The 16,914-nt window shown below is 47.2% G+C and carries 15 protein-coding genes; 1 reads left to right on the top strand and 14 read right to left on the bottom strand.

Annotated features, from left to right (window positions below; genetic code table 11):
• Positions 1–234: 234 nt before the first annotated feature.
• The 10 genes from C7R92_RS11380 to C7R92_RS11335 form a co-directional block, all read right to left on the bottom strand.
• Positions 235–1,020, bottom strand: a complete 786-nt coding sequence (locus C7R92_RS11380; protein WP_069852648.1) for a 3-hydroxybutyrate dehydrogenase — start codon at positions 1,018–1,020, stop codon at positions 235–237.
• A gap of 66 nt (positions 1,021–1,086) precedes the next feature.
• Positions 1,087–2,469: a GntP family permease gene (locus C7R92_RS11375; protein ID WP_017247143.1), complete on the bottom strand. Its 1,383-nt coding sequence runs from the start codon at positions 2,467–2,469 to the stop codon at positions 1,087–1,089.
• Positions 2,470–2,874: 405 nt separating this feature from the next.
• Positions 2,875–4,245 carry a sigma-54 interaction domain-containing protein gene (locus tag C7R92_RS11370; protein ID WP_106834332.1) on the bottom strand — a complete coding sequence of 457 codons (1,371 nt, stop codon included), beginning with the start codon at positions 4,243–4,245 and terminating at the stop codon, positions 2,875–2,877.
• A gap of 80 nt (positions 4,246–4,325) precedes the next feature.
• Positions 4,326–4,709: an MmcQ/YjbR family DNA-binding protein gene (locus tag C7R92_RS11365; protein ID WP_106834331.1), complete on the bottom strand. Its 384-nt coding sequence runs from the start codon at positions 4,707–4,709 to the stop codon at positions 4,326–4,328.
• A gap of 31 nt (positions 4,710–4,740) precedes the next feature.
• Entirely contained in the window at positions 4,741–5,967 is a 1,227-nt protein-coding gene (locus C7R92_RS11360) for an MFS transporter (protein ID WP_106834330.1), read from the bottom strand.
• A 277-nt stretch (positions 5,968–6,244) separates the two neighbouring features.
• The gene (locus tag C7R92_RS11355) at positions 6,245–7,576 is read right to left on the bottom strand and encodes an alpha/beta hydrolase-fold protein (protein ID WP_244195724.1); all 1,332 of its coding nucleotides are present in this window, start codon (positions 7,574–7,576) and stop codon (positions 6,245–6,247) included.
• An 18-nt stretch (positions 7,577–7,594) separates the two neighbouring features.
• A complete protein-coding gene (locus C7R92_RS11350; protein ID WP_106834328.1) occupies positions 7,595–8,614 on the bottom strand; it encodes a FecCD family ABC transporter permease in 1,020 nt (339 codons plus the stop codon).
• On the bottom strand, positions 8,607–9,614 hold the full coding sequence (locus C7R92_RS11345) for a FecCD family ABC transporter permease (RefSeq protein WP_106834327.1): 1,008 nt from the start codon (positions 9,612–9,614) through the stop codon (positions 8,607–8,609). The genes C7R92_RS11350 and C7R92_RS11345 overlap by 8 nt, the downstream gene beginning before the upstream one ends.
• A 19-nt stretch (positions 9,615–9,633) precedes the next feature.
• Entirely contained in the window at positions 9,634–10,638 is a 1,005-nt protein-coding gene (locus tag C7R92_RS11340) for an iron-hydroxamate ABC transporter substrate-binding protein (protein WP_069852662.1), read from the bottom strand.
• A 112-nt stretch (positions 10,639–10,750) separates the two neighbouring features.
• Positions 10,751–12,400: an AraC family transcriptional regulator gene (locus tag C7R92_RS11335; RefSeq protein ID WP_106834326.1), complete on the bottom strand. Its 1,650-nt coding sequence runs from the start codon at positions 12,398–12,400 to the stop codon at positions 10,751–10,753.
• 195 nt (positions 12,401–12,595) lie between these two features.
• Here C7R92_RS11335 and C7R92_RS11330 point away from each other — a divergent pair, with 195 nt between their 5' ends.
• Positions 12,596–13,609, top strand: a complete 1,014-nt coding sequence (locus C7R92_RS11330; protein WP_106834325.1) for a hypothetical protein — start codon at positions 12,596–12,598, stop codon at positions 13,607–13,609.
• Positions 13,610–13,815: 206 nt separating this feature from the next.
• On the opposite strand, the gene C7R92_RS11320 is transcribed toward C7R92_RS11330, so the two are convergent.
• The 4 genes from C7R92_RS11320 to C7R92_RS11305 form a co-directional block, all read right to left on the bottom strand.
• Complete coding sequence (locus C7R92_RS11320; protein WP_069852825.1) at positions 13,816–14,331, bottom strand: DinB family protein; 516 nt, start codon at positions 14,329–14,331, stop codon at positions 13,816–13,818.
• An 84-nt stretch (positions 14,332–14,415) separates the two neighbouring features.
• Positions 14,416–15,381: a helix-turn-helix transcriptional regulator gene (locus C7R92_RS11315; RefSeq protein WP_069852668.1), complete on the bottom strand. Its 966-nt coding sequence runs from the start codon at positions 15,379–15,381 to the stop codon at positions 14,416–14,418.
• 162 nt (positions 15,382–15,543) lie between these two features.
• Positions 15,544–15,819 carry a hypothetical protein gene (locus C7R92_RS11310; protein WP_106834324.1) on the bottom strand — a complete coding sequence of 92 codons (276 nt, stop codon included), beginning with the start codon at positions 15,817–15,819 and terminating at the stop codon, positions 15,544–15,546.
• Between the two features lie 383 nt (positions 15,820–16,202).
• Positions 16,203–16,901 carry a hypothetical protein gene (locus C7R92_RS11305; RefSeq protein ID WP_106834323.1) on the bottom strand — a complete coding sequence of 233 codons (699 nt, stop codon included), beginning with the start codon at positions 16,899–16,901 and terminating at the stop codon, positions 16,203–16,205.
• Between the last annotated feature and the right edge of the window lie 13 nt (positions 16,902–16,914).

The raw sequence follows: 16,914 nt of genomic DNA, 5'->3' as shown, positions 1-16,914 counted from the left end.
CAGTTTTCAAAGAGCATTTTGTCGAACGCTTCATATCTTATCACGTTCGTTATTTGCGAGTCAAGAAGTTTTTTATCGAATCTCGTTTTCTTTTCTCGTATTTTGTCGTCGTTCTTGGCGACAAGGAATAATCTATCATATCTAAAAAGAGAATACAATACCTTTTTGCTAGTTTTTTAAAAAAAAGATAGCGAAAATGAAAAAGCCCCTATAAAAATAGGGACTTTAACAGGCTTACTGCGCTGTATACCCGCCATCGATGACGACAGCCTGACCCGTGACACCTGACGCTTTCTTGCTAGCTAAAAAGGCAGCGTAGTTCGCTACTTCCTTTACTTGCAGCAGTCGCTTCTGCGGAACGAGCGGGTAGATGACTTCTTCCATCACCTTTTCCAACGGCACATTTCTTGTCTTAGCCAAATCCGCTAATTGGTTTTGTACCAGCGGCGTATCGACATACCCCGGACAAATGGCATTTACCGTAATACCAGCCACTGCCCCTTCCAAGGCTGCAACCTTGGTGAGCCCGATGACCCCGTGCTTGGCACTGTTGTACGCTGCCTTCCCCGCAAAACCAATCAAGCCGTTAATCGAAGCCATATTGATGATACGACCATGACCTTGTTGCTTCATAATGGGGAACGCGTGTTTAATCGCAACAAAAGGCGCTGTCAGCATAATACTGAGCATTTGTTCAAATTTTGCAGTCGGAAACTCTTCTATTGGAGAGACAAATTGCAATCCGGCGTTATTCACTAAGATATCGAGTCTGCCAAAAATCTTGACTGTCTGCTGGATACACGCCTGCACTTGTACCTCGTCAGTAACATTACAACCAAAGCTGATTGCTTCATGACCTTCCTTTTGCAATTGGGCTGCTGCTGCTTCCGCTGCTTCCCCATTCAAGTCCAGTATAACGACTTTCGCCCCTTCCTCGGCAAACGTCCGGGCAATCTCCAATCCAATTCCGCTCGCAGCCCCTGTTACTACTGCTACCTGCTGCTCCAACAACTTCTCCATACCCTACTATCTCCTCTCCTGTCCCTCATTTTCTCTGTCTATAAACCGGTCGATCTCTGATGAAAATTAGAAAATAGAAACGGCGAATGCCAGAATGAACACGACAGCTGTTTTCAAAACCGTAATCGCGAAAATGTCTTTGTACGATTGACGATGAGTCAAACCAGTAATCGCGAGCAGTGTAATGACCGCTCCGTTGTGCGGCAATGTGTCCATACCACCGGAAGACATCGAGGCAATACGGTGCAACAACTCAGGGCTGATTCCCGCAGCATTTGCCATCTCTAGGTATTGCTTGCTCATAACCTCCAGCGCGATCGACATACCGCCCGACGCTGAACCTGTCACACCTGCCAGTACGTTTACAGCCAGTGCCTCAGAAACCAACGGATGTTCACTTGCGCCCATAATCCAGCCTTGGATGAGCTTGAAGCCCGGCAATGTTTTCACAACGTTTCCGAACCCAACTTCGGAAGCAGTATTGAAGATCGCCAAGAGAGAGCCCATCGCGGCTGCCGTCAAACCACTCGCCAGCTTGTTTTTGACTTGCTTCACATTGATTAAAATTGCGGCAATAATTCCAAGACAGAGCGAAATAATCAGTGACCAAGAAGAGACAACATTTTTCACTTTCTCAATCTTAAATGATTCTTTGAGGATCGCCGGATCGTACCACGTCTCTACTGTCCAAATCCCTCTGCTGAACAAATAGTTACCCACGAGCACTAATGCCAACGGGAGAATCGCGACCCAGATGTTCATGTAGGATTCATTTTTGATCAGCTCTGGCTCGTTCGTATGTCCCTCGCCGTAGCCTTCCCCAGCAGTGACAGCTTGCTTGCGTCTGCGCTCCAGCCATAGCATCCCGCCAACGAAAACCATAATGGCGCCGATCGTTCCAAGAACAGGTGCAGCATAAGCATCCGTACCGAAATAAGTCGTAGGAATGATGTTTTGAATTTGTGGTGTACCTGGCAAAGCGTCCATCGTATACGTAAAAGCACCGAGCGCAATCGTTCCTGGAATGAGACGCTTCGGAATATTGGCTTCACGGAAAATCGCAGCGGCAAACGGATACACAGCAAATGCCACAACGAACAGGGAAACCCCTCCATACGTCAAAATCGAACATGCCAAAACGACAGCCAAGATCGCACGATTGGAGCCGAGTGCTTTCACAATCGTGTGGGCAATGGACGAAGCAGCACCGCTCAACTCCATGACTTTTCCAAAAATGGCACCCAGTAAGAAAATAGGGAAGAATGATTTCACATAGTTTGCTGCATTCGTCATAAAGGTTTCGGTGTAGCTCGGCAGCAGAGAGATCCCGGAAAGGACAACGGCCAGCAGCGTAAAAATAGGGGCAAATACGATAACAGGATAGCCCCGATACGCAAAAAACATCAGGAGACCGAGCGAAATCAAGATGGATAACACTTCGATGATCATATAATTCTCCTTTCAATTTTCTCCTCCGCTTACAGAGGAAATGGTGTGTATTTACGCGAAGAAAACGCTTTCATATCCAACTCATTTGCATGGACCATGCCAACTCCAGCCGATTCCAGAAAAATCGTTCAACCATACCCGTTCATCGTGCCTCGACTGTTTGCAAACAGATGATAGCGCTTGCAGTTTTTCCGGATTTCCGGAATTTTTTGTCCGGTTTTATGGAATCTAGCAAAAATCAGCCCACCTTTTAGGGAATCTGGTCAAGGAAGGCTACTGGGTTAAAGCAGGAGGTCACCTTGCTCTATTCCGGAAAACCGGAATCTACCAAAACGTTATTTCTACAGATGAAAAAAGCCGCGAACCTGGTGCAACACCACATCCCCGACTTATACGCGCCTCGTACTATTGGTACTTCTCCCACTTTTCGTAAAAGCTGGACTTGCTGATTTGCAACAGCTTGGCGGCGGTAAGCTTGTTCCCCCCTGCTTGCTGCATCGCTTGTCGAAGTGCTTCCTGCTCAGCCTCTTCTATAACTTGTTTCAATGGTCGAACGGTATGAGTTGGAACCGATAAGAACGCGAGTGTCCCTTCGTCCGATACAGGCAGCCAAATATGCTCCTTTTTCAGGACATCGTCTTCCATTAGATGCAGGGCTCGCTCCAGCACGTTTTTCAACTCTCGTACATTGCCTGGCCAGGAGTAGCCCCGAAGTACGTTCCATACCTCTTCATCAATGGCCCTGACCGCTAGGCCAGTGGACTCGCCAAGCTGTTTGAGCAGATTCGAAACCAGCTCCGGCAAATCCTCCAGACGCTCTCGCAACGGAGAGATCGAGAGTGACACGACATTCAACCGATAATAGAGATCCGCCCGAAACTTCCCTTCCTTGATGCTTTGAAGCATGTCCGAATTCGTGGAAGCGATCACCCGCACATCGATTGGCGTCGTCCGTACAGCCCCTACTCGCTCGACTTCTTTTTCCTGCAACACGCGCAACAACTTGGCTTGCAGAGGCAACGGCATGTCCCCGATCTCATCCAACAGAATGGTTCCGTGGTTAGCCAGCTCGAACTTTCCCTTTTTTCCGCGGCGAACAGCTCCGGTAAACGCACCTTCTTCATAGCCAAACAGCTCTGATTCTAGCAAAGAATCCGGAATAGCGGCACAATTCACCCGAATGAAAGGACCCATTTTGCGCTTGCTCTCGGCATGAATAGCGTGGGCAAACAGCTCCTTGCCTGTCCCGCTTTCACCTGTGATGAGCACAGTCGAATCGCTTTTCGCAACTTTCTGAGAAAATTTTTTAAGCTCCTGCAGCTTCTGGCTGTACCCGACGATTTGATCAAAATGATAGGTAGCCCCCATTCGCCGCCGCAGCTCTTTCTTATAATAGGTCAATTCGTCCTTCAGCTGAGCAACCATCGCAGCCAAGGCAGTGAGCTCCTGCACATCCTGGAACAGCACCGTTCCCAGAACGGCAATCACTTTCCCTTCGTCCATAATCGGTATGCGATGCGCAATCATGTTCTGTCCTTTTATTTGCTGAATGTCGGCGATCTCGGCAACACCTTCCTGACCGACAATATGCATCCTCGTGTTTTCGATGACATCCGTCACTGGCTGTCCGATCACGTCCTGTACATTCAGAAATTCTCGATAACTCCGATTCAATAAGAGTATTTTTCCGTCCTTGTCCGTTACGATCATTGGTTCATGGGCATTTTCAAAAACGACCTCAAGCAATTTGCTCATCTGCTGGAGATTCCAATCCAAAACCGGCTCCCCCTTTGTCTGAATGCTGCTGTATCGAACGTTCGCTCATTACTCGTTACGCCCAAATTATACAGGAACGATCAGGGGAGGTGTTGTAATTGCTTGACCAATCGCTTGGGAGCCGCGCACATATAGCCTTCCCGTATGTAATCCTCGATTTCACCATAGCTAGTCACGTTTTTGTTCAGGATCGAAACCCAGCCGTGATGACCAATGTACGGTGTCTTGTAAAAATGCTCCTGCGTAAGCAAAATCTCTTGGGTCGTCTTCAGTACCTTCACAGAAAGGGAGGGGCCTTCAGTGCCCCCCTCTCCCAAAATGACAAACGGCTTGTCGTTTACGCGAAACGATGTATGTCCAAAAGCGTCTACCTGCTCCGTTACTTCTGGCAACCGCATCGCCAGCTCGCGAACAGCAGCTACCATCTTCAAACCTTCTATAGAAGAAATCTGTTCATGCACCATCTGGTCCAAGCCTCCCTTTGCTACCAAACGCTTATATACCAGTCTGTTCTGTACTTTGCACCACGTTTCCTTCCCTCATACGATAAAGCGGCAAAATAAAGCTGAGACCAATGATCATCAGGAATGCAGCGATCCCGTATATGACTGCGAGCGGAAGATACAGCTTCAATACCCCCGTAATACTCATCATGACGACCATAGAGCCTGTAAACAACGGGGTCAGTATTCCATTCACCCGACCGATAAAGGTACTCTCGGTATTTTTAAGCAGCATAGTGTTGATCCCAATTTGAATGGAGGGCAAGAGCAATCCCGCGATGAACTGGGCAACAAGCGTCAGCCACAGATTCGTGGACATCCCGCAAATCGCTACTGCGACCGCATTTCCAAGAAGTCCCATGACCAATAACTTTTGCGGCGGAATCGTTTTGGCAGCTGCCATCGTCATGGCCCCTCCAGCAATCATCCCCACACCTTGGGCGGTAATTAACCATTGCAAGCTTTCTTTTGGCAATTGCAGTTGTTCGGTCACGATAAAAATCCCAAGCGGTTGAATCATTCCCAATGAGAAGCCCACAGCCAAAAAGCAAAAGCCAAGCATTGACAATACGCGACTGGAGAACACATAACGAATCCCGCTGACCATCTCCCCAAGCAGTGCCGTTTCTTGCTGCTCTTCTTTCTCGACGCGATCTGGCGGCAGCAAATACAGGACACCGGCCGCAGAGAGAAACGCAACCGCAGTGATGACCATAGCTACCTCCATCCCCCATTGCTGGAACACAAACGTACCGACAATCGGACCAAATACCATGAAGATCGCGAAAATAGTCTGATACGCTGACATTCCTACCTGAAGTTGTTCACCAGGTACATGCAGCTTGAACAGCTTCATTCCGGACGGTTGAGAAAACTGAGAAAGAATGGCTGAAATGAGTGTGGCAAAAAAGATGGCCTTCCACGAGCCGTAAACGAAGGTAAGCAGCACTCCGACAACCGATAGAGCACTCAGCACCTCACACCAGACCATCGTTTTTCTCGGTTGCCAGCGATCAGCAAACGTACCAGCAAGAAAGGAAAACAGAAAGATTGGCGCATACTCTGCCACAGAAATCATGGATACCGCGAACGGATCTCCTCCTGTATGATCCATCACAAAGAGCAGAATCGCCATGTTGCGCACCCATACTCCGATTTGCAGCAGAAATGCTGATAACAAAATAGCCCTGACATAGCGGTTTTTCAAAACATTTGACATAAAAAAGCCTCCTTATCCATTGCGATCTGGACAGGAGGCTACGCATATTATCGTCAAAAAGACATAGAAACCCTTTGTTGAGTCTAAAAAGGATCTACCATCTATTCGCCAATATGCACATACTACCCCTATCCAAAAACGCATCGTTTTATCCGATTGGTTTTGCGGAAATAGGAGTTAGCAGATCATTGGCTTAATGGTCACCCTTTCTTGTAGAATGACCCAAGGGTACCACAAAAAGTAATTCTGTGACAAGAAAAATTCACTTGATCTTGTCCTATGCTTTGTCGACAAGTGTGATGCGCTCTGCGGCAGGAATTCGCGGCTGAGCGCCAGGGACCGCGGCTGGATAACCGATATGCAGGTTCCCCAGCACTTTTTCTCCTGGTCGAATGCCCATCGCTTCACGGAATTCCGGCTCGTGAATCCATGGGTACGTCTCCCACGTCAGACCGATGCCTTTTTCCCACGCCAGCAAGCTAAAGTTATGAATGACAATACTGGTCGAAGCGAAATCGTCTTGGCGCGTAATCAAGTTCGGACTTTCTTCCATGATCACCGTCATCAGCATCGGAATCGCCATGATTTTATTGTAAAACTTCTCGCCGACCTCTTTCTTTTTCGCAGGATCAATCTCCCGCTTTTCCTTCATGATCCGCACGGCCTCGGCGATTCTTCTCTTGCCTTCCCCGTACGTCACAATAAAGCGCCACGGCTGTGTCATGTGGTAATTCGGCGCCCATACGGCTGTATCCATCAGCTCTGTAACCAACGCAGGGTCTACCTCACGATCTGTAAAGCGATGAATCGAGCGACGCTCTCTAATCAATTTGGCCAGTTCCATTTCTGTTTCCTCCTTCTCATTCCAGAGCCATTGCAACGCCCCCGGAAATCTGGCGTTTGCACATTCACTCAAATGATCCGCCCCTTCGTCAATGAGCAGGACGAGCTGATCTGCTGCGAAGCCGCTATCAGCCAATATCTGATGCGCTTCTTTTGTCAGCGGGACCATTTGTTTCTGGATGTTTTGTTTTTTAGCGCCTTCCTTACTGCCAACATCCATGTAGATGCGCAGTCCGGGACGGTACATTTTCTTTTCCCGCATAAACGAAACCATGCCTTCATACCAATACGATCCCGAAATGCTGCCGATTTTCGTAAAAACGTCCGGATATTGATGCGCAGCGTACATCGAGATCAAGCCACCAAGCGAAAATCCGATGATCCCTGTTTTTTCCGGCCTAGGGTCTGTCCTGTACTTGCTGTCGATATACGTCTTACATTCATTGGCGACGTAAGAAAGATACGCATCTCCTTGTCCGCCAAAATCAATGTTACGCTCAGGCGAGATTGCTTTGGAGAACCAAGGCGTATAGTCATCCCTGCGGTTTCCTGGTTGGATGCCGACGAGAATCAGCTCAGGAATTTTTCCCTCTGCAAACTTATCTTCGATTACATCGATTGCGGTACTAAACGCCGGATCAAATAAGTCACCGCCATCATGGACATACATGACGGGAAAACGGGACGTACTCTTGTTATAGGATGGCGGCAAATATACGAGCAATGCTCGGTGATGGCATACTTCTGCAAACAATTGTCCCTTCACAATTTGCACGTCCCTTCTTTATTTTTTTCTTCTACTCAGAAGATAGAAGAAATACGGTACACCGATGATCGAAATGACGATACCCACTGGCAGTTCAATGGGTGTGAACACAGTTTTGCCGATAAAGTCAGCTACCACGACCATAAGCATCCCGATTGTCCCTGACAAGGGAAGAACATACCTGTGCTGGATTCCCGTCAAACGCTTCGCAATATGTGGTGCCATCAAGCCGACGAATCCGATGCCTCCCGAAACCGAGACACACGCGCTCACGATCCCGATACTCGACAGCAGGAGAATATTGCGCTCCTTTTCCACGGACACACCCAGATTCTTGACGGACTCCTCACTCAGTTGAAGCAAATCGAGAATATACACCTTGCGCATCAAAACAGGAATGAGTATGACTAGCCATGGCAGCATCCCAGCAATATGCGTCCAGTTGGCACTCCAGATACTTCCCGAGAGCCATACGGTTGCCATTTCAAAATCGTTGGGATTCATTTTTAACGAGAGATACAGTGACACGGCACCCAATCCGGAGCCAATGGCGATCCCCACCAGAATCAGTCGTTGTGGGTCAAGCGCTCCGTTACGCCAAGCAAATAGATAAATCAGTCCAGCCGCAAGCAATCCGCCTGTCAAACCGAACAAAGGCATGGCGATGATGGAATACCAGCTCGCATCCATGAATTGTCCACCGAAGAAAAACATAAAGGCGACGATAGCGGCTCCTGCCCCTGCGTTAATACCCAAAATCCCCGGATCAGCCAGCCCGTTACGGGTGATCCCCTGAATGACGGTACCAGCGACCCCTAAGCCAAAGCCGACTAACGCCGCAATAACAATCCGCGGCAGGCGGAAATCGAAAATAACCAAATCGTATTCCGCTACAGGATCAATACGCAATAACGTACGGATGACATCCAAAACCGTCATGTCAAATACACCGTTGGTCAGGCTGGTATAAATCGCCAGCAAAATCAAGGCGATGTTGACGAGAAACAGCAAACGAAATTTACCTTTTTGATTAGGCATGCTTTCCCCCTCCTCTCTTGTAAATCAAATAGAGGAAGAACGGAACGCCAATAAATGCCGTCACCACACCGATTGGGGTCTCAAACGGACTGTTCATAAATCGGCTGAGAACGTCAGACAAGGCGAGGAAAATACCGCCCAATAAACCTGCACATGGAATGATCCATCGATAATCGAGACCTACCAAAAAGCGGGTAATATGCGGAATAATCAGCCCGACAAAAGCGATTTTTCCTGCCAACGCAACAGAAATACCCGTCAGAATGACAACAGCAGTCGTTGCCAGCACTTTGACCATCACCGTTCTCTGTCCGAGACCGCGAGATACTTCGTCGCCCAAGGATAAGATCGTAATCGATTTGGACAAAAGAATTGCGAGGATAATACCGACGATGGCAAAAGGAACTGCTAGCTTCACCAGGCCCGGCTCCAAGAGATGCAGCCTAGCATTGTACCAGAAGCTGACGTTTTGCGAGACTTGAAAATAAGTAGAAATCGCAGCTGAAATGCTGCTCAAAAAGGTACCCGTAATCGTGCCGATGACCGCCATACCCACGGGTGTCAAGCCGTTTGGCAACAGTCGGGAAAAAGCGAGAACCATCGCCACCGCAAATGCTGAACCGATCAAGGACATGGTAATCATCGTGACACTCGTAGCGGATGGAAGGAAAACCATGCACAGCGTAACGGCAAAGACCGAACCGTCAGACACGCCCATAATAGAGGGGGACGCGAGGTAATTCCTCGTCATCCCCTGCATCAACGCTCCAGATATCGCCAGAAATGCTCCGATCATGAGTGCGCCCAAAACCCTCGGCAAGCGAGAGTGCATGACAATTTGATGATCCACATTCCCTTCATCAAAGGCAAAGAGAGCTTGATAAATGGTCCCGGCATCAATCGACTTGGCTCCGTAATGAATGGAGAGCAAGATTGTAAGCAGGATCACCAATGGCGAAACAGCTAGTATGATCATGGAAGTTGCTTTTTTGGATTGCATAGCCTACCCTCGCCCACTTTTACTTGGCAGACAATTTTTCAACAGCCGCCTTCAGGAATTGTGTTTTGCTCCAAGCAGTACCGCCTTGTGCGAGAGGATCAACTACGTTTACGTAAACTTTGCCGTTTTTCACTGCATTCACGCTCTTCCAAATCGGGTTGTTCTGCAAATCTTCCAATACGTTCGGCTTGTCTTTATTCTCGTCTGGAGAGAATTGGATGAACAGGTAGTCCGGGTTGATCTGGCTGAATTTCTCCATGGAGATAATTTCTTGTGCCTTCGCCGCTTTTACTTCTTCAGGTGCAGTCAAGCCAAGGTCTGCGTACAGAGCTGGGTTGAAGAACACCTTCTCTGGATAGATGTTGATGTTTCCTTGGCGCAGACGAATCACCAATACTTTTTTATCCTTCACGCTGTCTCCCAATTTTGCTTTTGCCGCTTCAATCCCTGATTTATATTCATTGAGTGCTTTCTCTGCCTCAGCTTGCTTGCCAGTCAATTCACCCAACAATTGCAGATTCGCTTCCCAATTCGTTGAAATGTGAGAAACGGGGAAAGTAGGAGCAATCTTGTTCAGCTTCTCAGCCATTTCTGGTGGAAATTTGCTACTGCCCAAGATCACGTCCGGCTTCAAGGACAGGATGGTTTCCAGGTTCGGTTGGATTTTTTCCCCGATGGATGTGGCTTCGCCTGTAATCGGTGCAAACATCTCTGGGAATTTGCCGCCTACAGAAATCGCGCCTACCGGGTTTACGTTCAGCACAAGTGAATCTTCCATGGACTCCATGCTGCCTACAATGGCGATCCGCTCTGTTTTGCTAGGGACGGTGTATTCTTTATCTAAATATTTAATCGTGCGAGTCTCTGCTTTATTGGCATCATCGGCCGGCTTTTCTGCTGTAGCTGTTGTCGCAGGTGCTGCGGTAGGTGCAGTCGTGTTATTCGCTGCTTCTTTTCCTCCGCCGCACGCAGTCAGAGCCAATGTCAACGCTGCAATGCTCAAGCCTAGGTATATCTTTTTCATTCTTGAAAGACCCCTCTCAGAAATGTAAGGTTTCACTCCACATGAGTGATAACGATTATCATTCGTGATTATAATGCATCCACTCATGCCCGACCATGGACGAAATCCAGAATCAACATGGACGATCTCCTGAAAACAATCTCACACTCTCTTCCACGATCCGTTCATGAGCCGTTGCCGAGTATTCACGCCAAGGGTCCGACATAATGACATGCGCCCGATTGTTGCGGACTGCTTCGATCTCTTGCCATGGTCCCGATGCTTTCAAGGCTTGGAAGCATGCCAACGTTTCAGCCTCTTGGCAAACCAACAGCAGCAAGCGATCTGGCGCGAGTGCAGTTAATTCCTGTACGGTCACAAGCTGGTCGTACTCGTTCTGTTCCGAGACAAAAGCAGATTTGACTTGCAGATCTTGATAAAACACTTCATTCATACTGCGATTGCAGTGGACATAGAGCTGGTTTTTCAAAATCCGCACGATGAGCACCGTTTCATCGCCCAGAGCATGTTGAAGCTTTGCTCGGGCCCTCTTCACCTTTTTCTCATACTCGCAAAGCCAATGATGCGCTTCCACGGACTCACCCAAAAAGTCTGCCATAAGCTGCAGTTGTTCTTTCCACCCCTGCTCTTCAAAAGGTACATACAAAGTGGGCGCAATCTCGTCCAGATGCTTCTGTTCCTGCAAACTCGTCTCGTCCAAGCCAATGATGACGTCTGGCTTGGCATCGCGAAGCATTTCGATGTTGGCTTTCCAATTTTGGTTAATTCGAAACGCGCTCAGATGGACCGGGATATCGTTTCGATAGGTGTGATGATAGTAAGCCGTCCATTTCGGGTGCAGTGGCGCCGCGTAAGGAATCATTTTCAAAGCCAGCAAATGCCCGATAACGGTCGAGCCGTACGCTGCAATTTTTCGTTGGCGGCTTTTCATATAGAGAGTCGGTGAAACTCCGACAGCTTTCTTGAATTTTCGGCTAAAGTAAAACTCGTCATTGTAGCCCACTTGATGAGCGATATCGCGCAGCTTGGCATGCGACTGCACCATCATCTGCTTCGCCCGGCTGATGCGAAGCTCTGCCAAATAGTCCATAGCTGAGATGCCATACGTTTTTTTGAACAGATCGACGAAATATTTTGGACTCACCTCTGCGATGCGAGCCAACTGTTCTATCGTCACATTTTCCGAGTAATGCTCTTCCATATGTGCGCGTGCCCGCTCCAGCGCCATTCCAGAATCTGTTGTCGAGAAGTGAGCATGCTTGACGATGTGGTACCATAGCTCTTGAAAAGTGTGTTGACCTCGAAAACGCTCGAGTGCCGTCTCCTGCTTCCATAGATTCTGGATCAAATCACAATAGACAGGCAGCTGCCCTGCCGATTGGACAGAGATCTCTCCCCGAAAAGGAAACAGATCCTTTTCCCGAAGAGCTTGGAAGCGCCGATGTCTGTCTCTCGTTTCCATAAAGACATCAAAACGAAGCATGTACATCTCCAAATGATCAGCCGAATCAGGGACGATGCCAAACGTAAGCATAGGAGGACATACATAAATCGCGTCCTGCCGCAATTGGTACTCCTCGTTCTCCAGTCGCAGGCGCCCTCGTCCCCCGGTTATTACCAGCAAAATATGCGTATGAGTGAATTGTTGGCGTAGTCGGTCATGTCCTTGTGCTTTGAGCCATGTAATGTCACGCAGCTTAAAAATGGCTTCTGCCATGGTCTTCTCTGTGAATTGTTGAACCAAGTCTTGTGTTTCGTTCATGTTCTCACCTCTGCCCGATCCTCTATGTAAATATTGATAATCATTCTCATCAACAATAGAGAAAGTATATCAAAAGTGGCGCTTGCTTCCTATCGGGAATATTTGATCGAATTGAACCGATAACTTGAACGTGGTATGGTACGTACCAATAGAAAGGGAACCAACCATTCAACATAACGGAGTGAAAATGAAGATATGAAACAATATGTTCTACCTTTTGTCTCTAGCCTCGTCGCGATTACTTTTGTGACAGGGTGCGTCTCTACCTCTGATCAACTAACGGTAAAAGACCCTACCCCACCTGCAACGGAAAACACAGGGAAGTCCCCTGCTGATGCAACAAAAGCCGAAAAGCCAGCGGATGATTTGCTCAAGCAGTTCACCGTACTAGCTGCGCAAGCCAAGGAAGCGAATGAGCTTACTGCTTTTTTGGATCAGCATCTGGCGAAAACGGACACGAAAACCGCCGATCAATTATTTTTTGCCCTTGATCAGTATTATGAAAAACATCTGCCTACGATAAACGATAACTTCAAGGCACTCCTCGCCCAGCCGGGAAATGCGGATAAGCTGTATGCCTTGCAATACCCATATGATTTCAACAAGCTAGAAGGCGATGACGGCTTCAAAAAATGGCTCCTCCACCAAACAGAGGGCGGACTCGTCTTAAAGGCGACGAAAGACATGTCCTTCTACTGGCAAGTGGATTACAAGGCATTGCAAAAATATGCCGCTTCGCTCGATGAGGAAGGGAAGGACTACTTGTCCATTCAAGAAACGGAAACGGGCAAACCGTATTTGGGTGACGGCGGGTTGCAAATCACGCGAGCTGAGCTCGGACCGAGAATGGTTGAAGTCGAAGAGTATTTGGTCAACTACCGCAGCAGCCCACGTGCAGTGAAGCTCCGTACGCTCTATATCGACTATCTCAAAACATACTTGTCTGATTACCGTTATGAGACAATAGACGAAGCAACAATGAAGTTGCTCCCAGCCGTCAAAGAAGAATATCAGAACTTTGCCAAGAAATATGACGCTACGAAAACAGGACAGATCGTCAGGGATTATTTGATCGAGGTCGTCAAAAACAAGGACGTGATCTTTGAACCAGCCAAGCCTGGTGAAAGCATCATCGGTGACACCAAACCGAACATTAGTCAGTTCTTGAACGGGCTCGAGGGGCGGATTGCTCGGACGATGAATCCTTAAAAAACAAGCAGTTTGCGTGGCTGTAGTGGAGGAGAGGGAACAGGAGAAAACGACTCTGCTTCTAGGGCCACCCATTGGGGGATTGACTGGCCGACTCCATGCAAAAAGCGAAACCGCGTCCAAAGTGGTCCAATCTGGATGTTTCTCAGAGGTGGACGCTTAAAGGCGTGTTTCGCTTTTTGCATTTCGTCTCGGTCGGAAGACTTTTATTGTTCTACCGCGGAGGTTTCGAACAAATAGAAAATGTAATCGGAGGAAGCGCCCGCGTGACCCATTTGTCTGAGCATGGCGGAGATATTGCCTCGGTGATAGGTTCCGTGGTTGGCGACATGTTGGACGATATCGGCATAACTCGCATGAACCGTACCCAACGCCGGATGCGTATAAGCCGAGGTGTCTTCCATCGAGATTTGCCCGAAGAAATCTCTGAACTGCTGGGCTGATTCGGCAAACAGTTTTCGCAGCTCGTATACTTTCTTCCCTTTTAATTCCTGCAAGAGAACCCCTACTTTTGGTCCTACCTCTTCGTAGCTCTCCCCCTTCATGGCCAACAACCAAACATAATCCGTCTTGAGAATGTGAGCCAACGTCTGGGTGATGGTCGGAAACACACTCGGAACCTCCTGCTCACTTACTCCCTCTGGTACCTCCTGCAACCGCTCGAATACCTTTTCGTTTGCCCATACATGATATTCGTACAAACGCAATGCTTCATGCTTCATAATCAATCTGCCTCCATTCACTTTTTCCATCTCTTCTTTGCTTTCAATATAAATCAACTCTCCTGACAAAAATGGTCAGTGAATTCAAGTCGACTGATAAAAATGAAATAAATCGGCAGCGATGGCAGCCAAACGCTCTTTTACAAAGGCTGGCTCTTCAACTTGAATGGATTTTCCGTATGGCAAAAGATAATGAGGAAGGATCGAATGGGCCATTTGCTCATCTACTTGAAAGATCACCTGTGCCTCGCTGCGCTCGATCACCGTATGTCCGAGATACCAATGCCTGCACAAATCAGCGAGTGACTGTGGTCTTCCTTTGACCTTGATCAAAATGGTGTTGCCCTGCTTGTCTGCTTCAGGTAGTAAATTCGAGAGAAAAAAATGGCGCGCAGAAAATTCAGGAGGGCGTTGAAAGCTGGCTTCTGTACGTTGGATCTCATAGACACGATCTGCACGAAAGCTGCGAATGGTACCTCGGAGATGGCAATAGGCAACGATATACCAGTTTCCCTTCCAATAAACGAGCCCGTATGGATCGATTTGACGCCTCTGTCTCGTTGTCTGGTAGGCTTTCTGATACTCCATCGAAAGGGTGTATCCATTGGCAACAGACAGCTCCAGTTCCTGTAAGGTAGATTCGAGAGAAGGATCAACAGGAGGCTGGATCACCTCGAAGCCGATACTATGTCGGTCAATCGCGTCACGCTGCTCTTCATTTGTATAACGTTTTAGCTTGGAAATGGCCCGGTGTAAATCTGCTCCGAAGGGATAACCGGCCTCTTGGGCAAAAGCCGCTGCATGAATGAGGGCTTTTTGCTCGTTGAGGTCGAAAAACAGCGGAGCTTCATTGAAATGCTGAAGTAAACTGTAGCCACCATTGTGTCCGGCATCGGAAATGATGGGTACACCGCTCGCACACAGTGAGTCGATATAGCGATAAACGGTGCGAATATTGATCTCGAGAATCTCTGCCAATTGCTTGGCTGTCATTCGCTTGCCGGTCTTCAACAGCCACAAAATGGAGAGCATATTATCGGCTTTTGACATGGACGGATTCGCTCCCCTGAAAGAAATCTTCTGATTCTACTAATTACCACAGAATTCAATCCATTTCCTCTATCTGCCTCTTTTCCTTTTCTCGACAGGACGGTTTTTTTCTAAAGAGCCATACTTTCTTTCATCTAGTGGAGGAAATGCAGTAACGACCACTTAGTGATGACTTGTGTCTGCTACAATCATCACCATTTGTTGATCTGTCGCATCTCTTCCGAAGATTACCGCTTCTCCGGTATCATATGTGACAATCCGATCCGTATCGTCTGACCATCCAATGCACTCTCCACTGACAAAGCAGCATATGAAGTCCCGCTTCGAATATGCTCTCTGGTGGAAGAGAATAATCGGTTTATCCGACTGAGGATCAAGGGAAACTAACAACCGACTGTTCCATTCATTTCTACTTCGACTAAACTCATTTTGATTCATCGATCTTACCTCTTTTGGGATTTTTAGACACAAAAAGCCCGTAGAAAGGCAGGAATGAACACAATCATCCTACCTGCCTACGGGCTGTTAACAAAGTTTCCAGAATTTCTGGGTAATTAAACCGCGAGTGTTCTTCAACAATAATAAAGAGTAATAAGCTTTATACCAAGTTAGATGTAATAATGGAATGGAATCCAATTCCACGGCAAAAAAACTTGAAAAGAAAGTCCCTAGTCCATTACCGGACGGACTGGGTGAGGACTCATGAGACGCAATTGTCACTTCGGAACATGGAGGGCAAAGTGGAAAGCATAAGGACGGACAATACCACTCTGCCAAACAAAAAACCCGTCCCTATTTTTGACGAGACGGATTTGATGTATTTAGTTTTTCTTTTTGGTATCGTCAGCAGCTACTTCAGTTACTTTAATATCAACCTTGAATAAGTCGGAAGAATTATCCAACAGCTCAAACGTTTCTGTTCTGATTTTTTCTTCATTGCCATTTTTTATTTCGTAAATGTCTTTTTCAACTGGTACTCCAGTTGTTTGATCTAATTCAACAACTTCTTTAAAGCTGTCATATGTTGTTTCAATAACATCGATTGGGGTATCACTAAGGGTTTTGGATTTTTGGATTTTCCATTTCTTATCCTTTAGTTTGTCCTTCTCTTGTTTCAACAAAGAGTTCTTGAGGATTTTATTATTTTCTTTAGCATCTTTTGTAGGTAAATCCCAAGAATAAGCGACTAGTTCACCATTATCATTACCAATGGAGATTACCTTTTTCCCAGAATCAGTTACGATCAGGCGGTTAATTAATTCACCATCAGCGGAATACGTATCGTGGCGTTCTTGTTTATTTTCAATATCTCTCCAATGTTCTTCGTACCCACCATTTTCGTGAGATATCTTAATATACTCGATTTTTGAACTTGGAACCTCAAAATCACTTTCTGCAATTACATAATTACTTTTTTCAACAGATTTTTCAGCGAAGGTATCCGTTGTAAAGTACAAACTGGATAAAAGAGCAACAGAAGCAGCGATTGTTATACTTGGTTTTACCCACTTTTTACTCATTAAATTCTTCCCC

The sequence above is a fragment of the Brevibacillus porteri genome (assembly GCF_003013475.1).
Taxonomy (GTDB): domain Bacteria; phylum Bacillota; class Bacilli; order Brevibacillales; family Brevibacillaceae; genus Brevibacillus; species Brevibacillus porteri.
The sequence above is the reverse complement of the archived record's forward strand: the minus strand, read 5'-3'. Positions and strand labels throughout refer to the sequence as shown.